General features: G+C 75.1%; 12 protein-coding genes. 4 read left to right on the top strand and 8 right to left on the bottom strand.

What is annotated here, in order from left to right:
- Positions 1-124 precede the first annotated feature (124 nt).
- The 6 genes from GL259_RS05780 to GL259_RS05755 all read right to left on the bottom strand — a co-directional run bounded on the left by GL259_RS05780 (position 125) and on the right by GL259_RS05755 (position 5,343).
- Positions 125-1,291: a serine hydrolase domain-containing protein gene (locus GL259_RS05780; RefSeq protein ID WP_159529805.1), complete on the bottom strand. Its 1,167-nt coding sequence runs from the start codon at positions 1,289-1,291 to the stop codon at positions 125-127.
- 115 nt (positions 1,292-1,406) lie between these two features.
- Positions 1,407-2,375, bottom strand: a complete 969-nt coding sequence (locus tag GL259_RS05775; protein WP_159529804.1) for an acetylxylan esterase — start codon at positions 2,373-2,375, stop codon at positions 1,407-1,409.
- A gap of 268 nt (positions 2,376-2,643) precedes the next feature.
- Positions 2,644-3,228 carry a hypothetical protein gene (locus GL259_RS05770; RefSeq protein WP_159529803.1) on the bottom strand — a complete coding sequence of 195 codons (585 nt, stop codon included), beginning with the start codon at positions 3,226-3,228 and terminating at the stop codon, positions 2,644-2,646.
- Between the two features lie 169 nt (positions 3,229-3,397).
- Positions 3,398-4,117: a ferredoxin reductase gene (locus GL259_RS05765; RefSeq protein WP_159538413.1), complete on the bottom strand. Its 720-nt coding sequence runs from the start codon at positions 4,115-4,117 to the stop codon at positions 3,398-3,400.
- Positions 4,118-4,205: 88 nt separating this feature from the next.
- Entirely contained in the window at positions 4,206-4,811 is a 606-nt protein-coding gene (locus GL259_RS05760) for a sulfite oxidase-like oxidoreductase (RefSeq protein WP_159529802.1), read from the bottom strand.
- A 97-nt stretch (positions 4,812-4,908) separates the two neighbouring features.
- Positions 4,909-5,343 carry a MarR family winged helix-turn-helix transcriptional regulator gene (locus GL259_RS05755; RefSeq protein WP_159529800.1) on the bottom strand — a complete coding sequence of 145 codons (435 nt, stop codon included), beginning with the start codon at positions 5,341-5,343 and terminating at the stop codon, positions 4,909-4,911.
- Positions 5,344-5,684: 341 nt separating this feature from the next.
- On the opposite strand from GL259_RS05755, the gene GL259_RS05750 reads away from it, so the two are divergent.
- Positions 5,685-6,437 carry a putative protein N(5)-glutamine methyltransferase gene (locus tag GL259_RS05750; protein ID WP_166461430.1) on the top strand — a complete coding sequence of 251 codons (753 nt, stop codon included), beginning with the start codon at positions 5,685-5,687 and terminating at the stop codon, positions 6,435-6,437.
- A gap of 60 nt (positions 6,438-6,497) precedes the next feature.
- On the opposite strand, the gene GL259_RS05745 is transcribed toward GL259_RS05750, so the two are convergent.
- Complete coding sequence (locus GL259_RS05745) at positions 6,498-8,579, bottom strand: SpoIIE family protein phosphatase (protein WP_159529796.1); 2,082 nt, start codon at positions 8,577-8,579, stop codon at positions 6,498-6,500.
- A 233-nt stretch (positions 8,580-8,812) separates the two neighbouring features.
- Between GL259_RS05745 and GL259_RS05740 the strand changes: the two genes are divergently transcribed.
- The 3 genes from GL259_RS05740 to GL259_RS05730 all read left to right on the top strand — a co-directional run bounded on the left by GL259_RS05740 (position 8,813) and on the right by GL259_RS05730 (position 11,935).
- Entirely contained in the window at positions 8,813-9,181 is a 369-nt protein-coding gene (locus GL259_RS05740; protein ID WP_159529794.1) for a hypothetical protein, read from the top strand.
- A 153-nt stretch (positions 9,182-9,334) separates the two neighbouring features.
- Entirely contained in the window at positions 9,335-11,350 is a 2,016-nt protein-coding gene (locus GL259_RS05735; RefSeq protein WP_159529792.1) for an NADPH-dependent 2,4-dienoyl-CoA reductase, read from the top strand.
- Between the two features lie 33 nt (positions 11,351-11,383).
- Positions 11,384-11,935, top strand: a complete 552-nt coding sequence (locus GL259_RS05730) for a PadR family transcriptional regulator (protein ID WP_159529790.1) — start codon at positions 11,384-11,386, stop codon at positions 11,933-11,935.
- A 171-nt stretch (positions 11,936-12,106) separates the two neighbouring features.
- Here GL259_RS05730 and GL259_RS05725 read toward each other — a convergent pair whose 3' ends face one another.
- A complete protein-coding gene (locus GL259_RS05725; RefSeq protein WP_159529788.1) occupies positions 12,107-12,643 on the bottom strand; it encodes a hypothetical protein in 537 nt (178 codons plus the stop codon).
- Between the last annotated feature and the right edge of the window lie 58 nt (positions 12,644-12,701).

The raw sequence follows: 12,701 nt of genomic DNA, 5'->3' as shown, positions 1-12,701 counted from the left end.
CTCCTGGTGGTGACGTTCCGTGTCCGTGCGGGCTCGTTGCGCCACCACATCTACCATTGGTCTAAACCAGCAGGGAAGGGCGGGCCGGCGGATCGGCCGGAACGCGTCCCGGCGCCACCCTCCGTCACAGCGCGCCGTACAGGGCGCCGACCAACGCCATCTTGCGCGGGTCGTCGGCGATGTGGGGCCCCATCCGGTTCATCGTGTAGCCCAGCGAGACACCCGCCTCCGGGTCGGACAGCCCGCAGGAGCCGCCGAACCCGTCGTGTCCGAAAGCCCGCGGGTTCGGTCCGTACGAGCCGTTCGGCCCGCTGAGCCACAGGCCGAGCCCGGCCTCGGTCTCGTGCCGGAAACCGGCGCCGAGCACCAGGTCCCGGCAGCTGCCCTGCCCCTCGCGCACCCGCTCGGCCGCCGACGGCGAGAGGAGGCGGCGGCCGCCGTACGCGCCGCGTCCGGCGAAGACCGCGTACAGCTCGGCGACGGCCCGCGCGGTGCCGTGGCCGTTCGCGGCCGGTATCTCGGCGGCCCGCCACTCCGGCGTGTTCGCCTCCGCCGCGCCCACCGCCGGATTGGTCAGCGCCGCGACGGCCGCGGGGTCCAGCCGCCTGAACAGGTCCGCCCGCCCGTCGCCGCCCGGGGCCGGGGGCGGCACCAGCTCGGCCTGCCGCCCGGCGTCCCCGGCCGGCAGGCCGATGGTGAAGCCGATGCCCAGCGGCCCGGTCACCTCCCGTGCCAGGAAGGCTCCGGGCAGCAGTCCCGACACCCGCCGCACCACCTCGCCGACCAGGTGGCCGTACGTCAGCGCGTGGTACCCGGACCGCGTGCCCGGCTCCCACCAGGGCGCCTCCGCCGCGAGCCGCCGGATGGTCAGCTCCCAGTCGCAGAGCTGCGCGAACGAGTGCGGCTCGCGCAGTCCGGGCAGTCCCGCGCGGTGCGAGAGCAGATGGCGCACGAGGACCTTCTCCTTGCCCGCCGCGGCGAACTCCGGCCAGTACGCGGCCACCGGCGCGTCGAGGTCGAGCAGCCCCCGGTCGGCGAGGACGTGGGCGCACAGGGCCACCGGACCCTTGGAGGTCGACCAGACGTTGACCGGCGTGTCCCGCTCCCAGGGCCGGGTGCGCGCCGCGTCGGCCCAGCCGCCCCACAGGTCCACCACCGTCCGGCCGTCCACGGTGACGGCCACCGCGGCGCCCAGCTCCCCCCGTTCCCGGAAGTTCTCCTCGAACGCCGCACGCACCGCCGCGAAGCGCGGCTCGCAGTGACCGTGGACTCGTACCCCGTGCTCGGACATGGACCCTCCGTCGGCCGTCGGAAAGCCCGGGCCGTGGTGCCGCGACCCGGGCAGCAGGAACGTACCGACTGGTCGGACCGGGCGGAAGGGCGCCGACGCGGCGCGGGCGGCCGCCTCAGGCGTACGAGCGCATCCAGCGCAGCCTGGCCGCCTCCTGGAACGGGCCGCCGCCCTCGTGGTCGTTGAAGTCGTACACCTCGATCGCCTTGTCCTCGTGCGCCCAGGCGTTGAAGGCCGCGAAGACGGTCGAGGGCGGGCAGGTCTGGTCCTCCAGGGCCGCGGAGAACAGCGCGGGCGCCCGGCCGCGGGCGGCGAAGTGCACGCCGTCGAAGTAGGACAGGGTGCGCAGGACCTCCTCGAAGCGGCCGCGGTGCGTCTTGAGGTAGAGGCCTATCTCCCGGTACGGGTGCCGGTCGGTGAGCGTCGTCGCGCGCGGGAAGTCGCACAGGAACGGCACGTCCGGCGCGACGCCCACCAGGTCCGGGACCAGGCCGCCCACCGCGAGGGCGATGCCGCCGCCCTGGCTGGCGCCCACGGCCACCGTGCGCCGCTCGTCGGCCAGCGGGTGCGACCGGGCCGCCTCCACCGCGCGCACGGCGTCCGTGAACACCCGGCGGTAGTAGTAGTTCTCGGGCGCGTCGATGCCGCGGGTCATGAACCCGGGGTACGCCGGAGCCCCGCCCACCGGGTCCGGGGTGCCGCCGCCGGCGCCCCAGGCGCTGCCCTGGCCGCGGGTGTCCATCACGAAGTGGGCCCGGCCCGTGGACGCCCACAACAGGTGCTCGTGGGGCAGCCCGCGGCCACCGCCGTAGCCGATGAACTCCACCACCAGCGGCAGCGGGGCGTCGGCGCCGGCGGGCAGCGTCAGCCAGCCCTTGACGGGGTGGCCGCCGAACCCGGCGAACGTCACGTCGAGGACCCGCACCGTGGACAGTCCCGTGTCGACCGGCTCGAAACGGGCGTCGAGGTCGTGCTCGCGCGCCTCCTGGAGCGTCTTGGACCAGAAAGCGTCGAAGTCCTCGGGCTCCGTGGACCCGCTGCGGTACTCGCGCAGTTCGTCGAGGGGGAGGTCGAACAGGGCCATCAGGAACCGCCTTTGCGAAGGGACAGTGCGCAGCGGTGACACCGTACGTGGATCATGGGCGGGACTGCCAGGGTTCCCGCGGTACTTCCCCGCCCGATCCCGGTGGAAGGACCCGCAGGTGGACGGTGCAGTAAGCGATTTCACCCGAGCGGTGTCCGGCGGCGTTCCGCGGGGCGGCCGGGGCGGCGGCCGGCCGGGTCGCCGGCGCCCGTGCCGGCGGTGGCCCGACGGGCCCGTGACGCGGGCGGGCGGGAGGCGGTTGTCGCCCTCAGACCCCGCGGTGGGTCCACTCCGGTTCCGTACGGGCCCACGCCCGTTCCCACTCCGCCAGCCGGCGGCGCAGCGTCACCCCGCGCACCCCCCGGTGCACCAGGAGCACCCCGGCCGCCGAGACCCCCGCGGCGCAGACGCCCATGCCGATGCTGTGCTGCCACACCGAGGCGCCGTCGACCGGGGGCGGCACGTTGCGTCCCCGGGAGTCGATCCACACGTGCACCACGTCCCCGGGGCGCGCGTCCGCGGGGACCCGGGCGAGCGCGGTGCGCCGCCCCTCGCCCGGCTCCGTCCAGCGCACGGTCGCGCGGGGCACGCGCTGCCCGCCCGCCTCGGAGGAGGACCGCGCCCCGGCGGACCGCTCCACGACCTCCGCGCGCACACGATGACGGTCGGCGCGCTGCTCCGCCGCGGTCGCCCGCGCCTCGCCGTGGGCCCACCGGGCGACGGCCGCCCCCACCAGGGGAGCCCCCACGCACACCAGCACGGTGACGGCCAGCACCGTCCACGCCTCGATCACGTCCGACCGGCGCCGCAGCGGATTGCGGCCCCGGGGCCGGCCGCGCAGCCGCGTCCGCATGTCGACCTCCTCGCCCTCGCCCTCACCGTCACCGCCGCCGGGGCCGGACGGGACGCCCTGCCGCTCCCGTGGCCGCGCGCCGCACGCGCGACCGGCCCCCGGTCAGGGGTGCCCGGACGCACCGGCGCGAAACGGGGGGTCCGCGCCGTCCGGAAACGGCGCGGGACGGTCAGCCGAAGCGCTCGATACGGATCCGGTCCACGGGCTGTCCGGCCGCCACCAGCAGCCTGGAGGCGTGCTCGGCGAAGGCGTTGGAGCCGCACACATAGGCCTCCCACCCACCGGGAGGCTGCTCGGCCAGGAGCGGCGCCACATGGGCGGCCGCCATACGTCCCACGGGCACACCCTCCGGCGCGCTCCGCGTGAACACCGGCGTGGTCTCCGTGCCGAACTCCCGCGCGTAGATCAGCTCCTCGGGGCTGCGCGCCGACACCAGCAGCCGCAGCGGCACGGTCAGGTCCCGGGCCCGGTGGTGCCGGACCATCGACATCAGCGGAACCACGCCGGAGCCGGCGCCCACCAGCAGCGCGGGCCGGTCGCCCGGCCAGGCGAAGAAGCCGCTGAGCGGGCCGCGCACCTCCACCCGGTCGCCGGGCCGGGCCACCGTGTGGAACCAGCCCGAGACCTCGCCGTCCTCGACGTGGTCCAGCGTCAGCTCGATGTGCCCGGAGTCGTCCGGCGCGGACGCGATCGAGTAGTGGCGCTGGGCCGTGTAGCCGTCCCCGGCGGTCAGCCGCAGCAGCAGGTGCTGGCCGGGCAGGTGCCCCGGCCAGCCGGGCACGGCGAACCGGAAGGTCGCCGCGCGCGGAGTCTCGCGGCGGATCCCGGTCAGTGTGGCCGTGCGCCACACCGAGGCGGTCTGCTCGCTCACGCCGATGCGCCCGGGCACGGCGAACCGCGTCGGCGGGGTGAAACGCCCCGGCGCGTCCTGCGCCACGGTGCGCGCCGCGGTCCCGGTCACGCTCTCGGTCAGCCTCTCAGTCACCGGAGTACCGCTGCTCCTCCCAGGGGTTGCCGCGCGCGTGGTAGCCGTTGCCCTCCCAGAAGCCCGGCTCGTCGTGGTCCAGGAGCCGCAGGCCCGCGATCCACTTGGCGCTCTTCCAGAAGTACAGGTGCGGCACCAGCAGCCGCGCCGGGCCGCCGTGCTCGGGCGGGAGCGGCCGGCCGTCGTACTCCCAGGCGATCCACGCCCGGCCGCCGGTCACGTCGGCGAGCGGGAGGCTGGTGGTGTAGCCGGTGTGCGCGTAGGCGACGACATGGGTGGCGGACGCGTCGGGCCGGACCGCGTCGAGGAAGGCGTCCAGGCTGACGCCGCCGAACCGCACCCCGAACTTCGACCAGCTCGTCACGCAGTGGATCGCGCCCTCGTACGCCGAGGCCGGCAGCGCGTGCGCCTGCTCCCAGTCCCAGGTGCGGGGCTCGGCCACCAGACCGTCGATCCGGAAGGTCCAGTCGGCGGGCGCGAGGTCGGGCGTGACCTCCGCGGACAGGACGGGCCATTCGTCGCCCGCGTCGTACTGGCCGGGCGGCAGACCGGGGTTGTCCACGCGGGGGCGGCCGGTGAAGCCTCGGGTGATGTTCACGTGATCGGTGTTTCCGTTGCGGGGGTGCTCGAGTGGTTCCGGTATTCAACCGTACGGGGTGCCGGCGGCCGTACGCGCACCCGCCCGGCCCCGCTGCTCAGTGCCCCCCGGAGGCGGACCACGCGTTGTAGCGCTCCAGATAGCCGGCGAACCGCCGCAGGTCCTCCTCCGGCCAGTGGGCCAGCCGCTGCGCGAAGGCCGCGCGACGGCTCTCGGTCACCTGCGCCAGGATGCGCCGGCCGGCCGCCGTCAGCCGCACCACCTGGACCCGGTGGTCCCCGGGATCGGCCCGCCGCTCGACGAGCCCGGCCCGCTCCAGGGCGGCCACCTGGCGGCTCACGGTGGACTTGTCCAGCGCGTAGTGGGCGGCCAGGTCCGTGGCCCGGCAGCCGCCGCTCGTCTCCAGGTGCCCGAGCAGCGTGTACGACACCAGCGACAGCTCGGGGTGCATGCGCCCGGCCGACGCGCGGGCACGGCGGGCGAAGACCGTCATCTCGCGCTGGATGACCTCCACGGCCTCGGCTGCGTCCACCCGGACACCTCCCTCCACGACCCCGGGTCCTCAAGGCACCGTACAACCGAGGAGTTCGTCGGGTAGTGTGACCGTCCGGCTGCGGAGAGACCCAGCCGTGCAGGCCGAGGAGGTGAGACCCATCACCGCTGTGTCAGGTCGGGTGCTCTCCTCTCGAAGCGACGCGGATCACCGGCAGTAGGTGACCGCGGGAGCGCCCTTCGGCTCCCGAAAGGCCCAGGCTCTTGCCGCACACGCCGTCTCCGGCTCCCTCGTCTCCCTCCCGCCCTTCGTCTCCGGCGTCCCCCTCGCCCGTCCCCTCCTCGTCCGTCCCGCCGCCCGCACCCGCGTCCCGGGCCGCCGTGGCGGCCGCGCTGCGCGCCGCGGGCTGCGTCTTCGCCGAGGACGAGGCCGAGCTGATCCTCTCCGCCGCCTCCGCCCCGGACGACATCATCTCGATGGTCGAACGCCGGGCGGCCGGGCTGCCCCTCGAACTCGTCGTCGGCTGGGCCGAGTTCCGGGGCCGGCGGATCGCGGTGGAACCCGGCGTCTTCGTCCCCCGCCGCCGCACCGAGTTCCTCGTCGAGCAGGCCCTCGCGCAGGCGCCCGGCGCGACCGTCGTCGTGGACCTGTGCTGCGGCTCGGGCGCCGTCGGCGCGGCCCTGGCGGCCGGGCTCGGCGAGGTCGAACTGCACGCCGCCGACATCGACCCGGCCGCCGTGCGCTGCGCCCGCCGCAACGTCGCGGACCTCGGCGGGCAGGTCCACACCGGCGACCTGTTCGAGGCGCTCCCCGCCGGGCTGCGGGGCCGGGTCGAGGTCCTGGCGGCCAACGTGCCGTACGTGCCCACGGACGAGATCGGCCTGCTGCCCCCGGAGGCCCGCGACCACGAGCCGCGCGTCGCGCTCGACGGCGGCGCGGACGGCCTCGACGTGCTGCGCCGGGTGGCCGCCGGGGCGCCCGGCTGGCTGGCGCCCGGCGGCTGCCTCCTGGTGGAGACGAGCCGCCGTCAGGCGCCCGCCGCCGTCGCCGCCTTCACCGGCGCGGGACTGCGGACCCGCCTGGCCGTCTCCGAGGAGCGCCACGCCCACGTCGTGATCGGCGTCGGGCCGTAGGGCCCGCGGGCACCGGCCGCCCCTCGCGGGAACCGGGCGGCCGGCGCCGTCGGCACGGGCTCAGTCGGGTGCCCTCACGCGGGCGATGAGCAGGGCCACGTCGTCGAAGTTGTCGGGTTCGTGCAGGGTGCGCAGGAGCAGGTCGCAGACCTCCTCCAGGGAGCGGTCGGGGGGACCGTCCAGCAGGGTGAGCAGCCGGTCGAGGCGTTCGTCCAGCGGGTGGCGCCGCGTCTCGACGAGGCCGTCCGTGTAGAACACGAGCCGGTCGCCCGGCTCCAGCCCGACGGTGGTCGTGGAGAACCCGACCCCGCCCACCCCCAGCGGTACCCCGGTGGGCAGGTCGAGCAGCTCCGGGGCGTGGCCGACCCGGACCCGGACCGGCGGCAGGTGCCCGGCGTTGGCGAGGACGCACTGCCGCGCGCGGGGGTCGTGGACGGCGTAGACACAGGTGGCGATGGCCTGGTCCAGGCCGCCGGTGATCCTGTCCAGGTGCTCCAGGAGCACGGCCGGATCGAGGCCGAGGGAGGCCAGCGTCGTGGTCGCCGTGCGCAGCCGGCCCATGGCGGCCGCCGCGGGGATGCCGCTGCCCATGACGTCCCCCACCACGAGCGCGGTCTTGTCGTCCTCCAGCGGGATCACGTCGAACCAGTCGCCGCCCACCTCGCTGGTGGCGCCCGCCGGCTGGTAGCGGGAGGCGACCTCGAGCCCGCCCGTCACCCGCGGATGACTGGGCAGCAGACTGCGCTGGAGGGTCAGGGCGGTGGCGCGGGCGTTCTGGTACCAGCGGGCGTTGTCGATCTGCACGGCCGCGCGGGAGGCGAGCTCCCGCGCGAGCAGCAGGTCGTCCTCGTCGAACGGCGCGGGATTGTGCGTGCGCATGAGGTCGAGGGCGCCCAGCACCTCGCCGCGCGCGATCAGCGGCACGGCCAGGTACGAGTGGACGCCCGCCCGGGCCAGCAGCTCGGCCGCCCGGGGGGAACGGGCGATCCGCGCCAGGTCCTCGTCCTTCACCTGCGGCACCATCACGGGCCGTCCGGTGCGCACGCACTCGGTGACCAGCCGGTCCGGCGCGTACCGGGCCACCCGGCCCGGCGGATCGGCCGCGCCCAGCACGTCGTCGGCGTCCACGCCGCGCACCGCCAGCGCCCGGATCACCGCGGGCTCGGCCGGGCCGAGGGTGCTGCGGCGGCCCCGCACCACCGCGTCCAGCAGGTCCACCGCCGCCGCGTCGGCCAGCTCCGGCACGGCCACCCCGGCGAGTTCGTCCGCCGTGCGCTCCAGGTCCAGCGTGCTGCCGATCCGCGCGGAGGCGTCGGCGATCAGGTCCAGCCGGCGCCGGGCGGTCTCGGCCTCGACGCCCGCCCGGTACTGCTCGGTGATGTCCACCATCGACAGGGCCACGCCCAGCACCGTGCCGAGCGCGTCCTCCAGCCGGTACAGCGAGACCGACCAGGCGTGGTCCTCGTCCGGGTCGGCCGGGGTGCGGCCGACCGTGTTCCGGTCGACCACGGGCCGCCCGGTGTCCAGCACCTCGCGGGCGGCGGCCTCGAGGGGCCCGGTGTCCAGCATGGGCAGCACCTCGCGGGCCGTGCGGCCCAGGTGCTCCTCGGCCGGAACGCCGTTGATCTGCTCCAGCGCCGGGTTGACCGAGACGTACCGCAGATCGGTGTCCAGCACCGCCAGCCCGATGGGGGACTGGGCGACGATCCGCGTGGACAGCGCCACGTCCCTCTCCAGCCGCCGCACGGTCGACTGGTCCACCGCGAGGCCGAGGGCGTAGACGTCTCCCCGGTCGTCCAGCAGCCGCATGTTGCGGAACTCCACGAGCCGCGTGCTGCCGTCCTTGCACCGGATCGGGAAGGCCCCGGCCCAGCTCTGCCCGGTGCGCATGACGTCGGCGAACAGCTTCACCACGATGTCCAGGTGCTCCTCGTGCACCATGATCCGGGCGGCGTACTGGCCCAGCGCCTCCTGCGCGCCGTACCCGAACAGCTCCTCGGCCTGGGGGCTCCAGAGCACGATCCGCCCCTCGGTGTCCAGGACCACCGAGGCCACGCGCAGTACGTCGAGCAGCCCGCTGGGACGCACCGGACCGCGCACCGGCCCGTCGCCGTCGCCCGGGGGCGACTCCGCTGCACTCATCCCAGGCCCCGCCTTCGCCGATCCTCACGGCACGCCGTCGCCGCGCCGACTCCCCTTGTTCTACCGCGCGTGGGGACGATTTTCCGCCGCTTCCGCCGTCTGTTTCCACCTTCCCGCACCATCGCGCCGGGCGCGCCGCGACGCCGTCGCCACGGAGGGGGCCCGCGGGTAGTGCTCCCCCGCGCGTGGTGCTTTGCTGGGGGAGGGGCGGGGCCACGAGAGGAGCGACCACGATGGCCAGTGAGCGACCGCACCCGGAATCCGTCTCGGTCGAGATCAGTGGATGCAGCAAGCACGACGCCCGGATCGTGTTCGACACGCTGTGCGCGTGCTTCGCGTCCGACCGGTGCGCCGACGACGTGCCGGAGGAGTTCCACGAGACCCGTCCCACGGTGTGGCTCGGCACGTTCGACGTCGCCGAGGCGCACGAGGGCGCCCGCCCGGCCCGGCTGTCCTCGTCGGTCGACGCCGACGTGCACGGCGGCTACTGGGCGATCGACCGGTTCCGCACCACCCTGGACTCCCTGTTCACGGTGCACGACCTGAGCAAGGTCCCCGGCGACCAGGAGGAGGAGCTGCACGTGCGCCTCGAGAGCCGGTGACGCGTCCCGGAGCGCGGGGCCCCGGGGCCCGCGCTCCCGGACACGCGGGCGCCGTGGACCACTGTGCCCTCCGTCACGCTTATGCAACTAGTTGCATAAAGCGGTGGGCGTCCTCTACAACAGAGGCACGACACCGCGCGCACGGAGGGCCCGATGAGCCGTTACCCCCACCTGCTGACCCCGCTCGACCTGGGCTTCACCACGCTGCCCAACCGGGTCCTCATGGGCTCCATGCACGTCGGCCTGGAGGAGGCCGAGGGCGGTTTCGCGCGCATGGCCGAGTTCTACGCCGCCCGCGCCCGCGGCGGAGTGGGCCTGATCGTCACCGGCGGCATCGCCCCCAACGACGAGGGCCGGCCCTACGAGGGCGGCGCCAGGCTCACCACCGAGGCGGAGGCCGACCGGCACCGGGTCGTCACCGAGGCGGTGCACCGCGAGGGCGGGCGCATCGCGATGCAGATCCTGCACTTCGGCCGGTACGCCTACCACCGGGACCTGGTCGCCCCGAGCCCCCTGCAGGCGCCGATCAGCCCCTTCCCGCCCCGCGAGCTCACCGACGCCGAGGTCGAGCGCACCGTCGACGACTACGCCCGCGCCGCCCGCCTCGCCCGGCGGGCCGGCTACGACGGCGTCGAGATCATGGGCTCCGAGGGTTACCTGATCAACGAGTTCACCGCCGCGCAGACCAACCACCGCACGGACCGCTGGGGCGGCTCCCACGAGAACCGGATGCGCTTCCCCGTCGAGATCGTCCGCCGGGTGCGCGAGGCGGTCGGCGAGGACTTCATCGTCGTCTACCGGCTGTCCATGCTGGACCTGGTGCCCGGCGGCTCCACGCTGGACGAGGTGATCACGCTGGCCAAGGCCGTCGAGGCGGCCGGCGCCACGATCATCAACACCGGCATCGGCTGGCACGAGGCCCGCATCCCCACCATCGCCACCTCGGTCCCGCGCGGCGCGTACACCTGGGTGACCAAGCGCCTCATGGGCGAGGTGTCGGTCCCGCTGGTCACCACCAACCGCATCAACACCCCGGAACTCGCCGAGCAGTTGCTCGCCGAGGGCTGCGCGGACATGGTGTCGATGGCCCGCCCGATGCTCGCCGACCCCGACTTCGTCGCCAAGGCCGCGGCCGGCCGCCCGGAGGCGATCAACACCTGCATCGGCTGCAACCAGGCCTGCCTCGACCACACCTTCAGCGGGCAGATCACCTCCTGCCTGGTCAACCCGCGCGCCTGCCACGAGACCGAGCTGGTGCTGTCCCCGACCCGCCGCCGCAAGCGGATCGCGGTGGTCGGCGCCGGTCCGGCCGGCCTCGCCTGCGCGGTGAGCGCCGCCGAACGCGGCCACGACGTCACCCTGTTCGACGCCGCGAGCGAGATCGGCGGCCAGCTCAACGTGGCCCGCAGGGTCCCCGGCAAGCAGGAGTTCGACGAGACCCTGCGCTACTTCCGCACCCGGCTCGCCGAACTGGCCGTCGACGTACGCCTGGACACGCACGTCACCGCCGACGACGTGGCCGGCCACGACGAGGTCGTCGTCGCCACCGGCGTCACCCCCCGCGTCCCCGACATCCCCGGCGTCGACCACCCGAGCGTGCTCGGCTACCTCGACGTGCTCCGCGACGGCGCCCCCGTCGGCGACCGGGTCGCGATCCTCGGCGCGGGCGGCATCGGCTTCGACGTCGCCGAGTTCCTCACCGACGGCGGCGACAAGGCGCACGAGAACCCCGAGACGTACTTCCGCCAGTGGGGCGTCGACCTCGACTACCGCGCCCCCGGCGGCCTTGCCGCGCCCGAGCGCCCCGCCCCGCCGCGCACCGTCCACCTGCTGCAGCGCAAGACGTCCAAGGTCGGCGCCGGCCTCGGCAAGACCACCGGCTGGATCCACCGCACCGAGCTCAAGCACCGCGGGGTCACCATGGTCCCGGGCGTGCGCTACGACCGGATCGACGACGCCGGGCTGCACGTCACGATCGACGGCGAGAGCACCGTCCTGGAGGTCGACACGATCGTCCTGTGCACCGGGCAGGAGCCGCGCCGCGACCTGTACGAGGCGCTCGTCGCCGCCGGGCGCGCCGTCCACCTGATCGGCGGCGCCGACGTGGCCGCCGAACTGGACGCCAAGCGCGCCGTCAAGCAGGGCACGGAGCTGGCGGCGGCGCTGTAGGGGAGCCGCGGGCCCGTCCCTAGGATGAGCCCCATGTCACTCCCGCACGCGATCCTCACCGCCCTGCTCGAGAAGCCGTCGTCGGGACTGGAGCTGACCCGCCGCTTCGACAAGTCGATCGGCTACTTCTGGTCCGCGACGCATCAGCAGATCTATCGCGAGCTGGGGAAGCTGGAGGCCGAGGGCCTGATCCGGGCCCTCCCCGCCGAGCAGCCGGCCCGGGGGCAGAAGAAGGCGTACGAGGTCCTGCCGGACGGCCGCGCGGAGCTGGCCCGCTGGACCGGCGCGGCCCAGGACCCCAAGCCGCACCGCGACGCGCTGCTGCTGCGGCTGAGGGCGGCGGCCGTGGTCGGCACCGCCGGTCTCGAGGCCGACCTGCGGCGCCATCTGGAGCTGCACGAACGCCAGTTGGCGGAGTACCGGGAGATCGAGCGGCGCGACTTCCCGCCCGGCGCGGACGGGCCGCAGGACCGGCTGCGGCACCTGGTGCTGCGCGCCGGCATCGACCTGGAGACCTTCTGGATCCAGTGGCTCGGCCACGCGCTGTCGGAGTTCGCGCACCTGCCGGACGCCGGGGAGGCGTGACGGTCCGGGGAGCCCCGGGACGCCGGGGAGGCACGACGGCCCGGGGAGCCCGGAACGCCGGGGAGGCGCGACGGCCCGGGAGGCCCCGGACGTGACCGCCGCACCCCCCGGCGGGGCGACGCCGGCCGCCCGACCGGAGCGCGTCGGACGTGAGGGCGGCCGGCGCCGGGTCTACGGGTGGCGCAGCCCGCTGCGCCGGCGCACGTACCAGGCCGTGGCGAGGAGACCGGTGCCGACCAGCGCGCCGCCCGCCACCAGCGTCACCGTGCCGTAGTCGCGCGAACCGCCGCCGAGGCCGCCCATCACCCCGAGGGACGGCGAGGCCGTGGGGGTGACCGCCGGCGAGCTGGGCGCGGAGGAGACGACGACGGACTGCGTGCCCGCGGGGTTGCCGTTCGAGCACACCACGATCACCGTGTACGTGCCCGGGGCGACGTCCCCCCACGCGGCGGACTGTCCCGAGGCGGTCCCCGACAGCGCCACCTGACGGCCCTGGGAGAAGCTCGTCTGGCTGCTGGTGAGCAGCGAGGCGGTGCCCCAGTTGCCGTTGGTCTGCGTGCAGGCGCTGGTGGTGACCGAGACCGTCGACCCGGCGGTGCTGACGGAGATCCCGGGACCCGCGGCGGCCGGACCGGTCAGGGCGAGGGTGACCGCGGCGGCGGCCGCCGCGATCGGACCGGAGCCGAGCAGTGGCTTCGAAGTGCGCATGTGGACTGCCTTCCGGCGGCACGGTCGGCGGTACGTTCCTTGCGCCGCCAGAATCGGG

The organism is Streptomyces sp. Tu 3180, assembly GCF_009852415.1.
Classification (GTDB): Bacteria; Actinomycetota; Actinomycetes; order Streptomycetales; family Streptomycetaceae; genus Streptomyces.
Note: the sequence above shows the minus strand (reverse complement) of the source record. Positions and strands in the feature narration are given on the sequence as shown.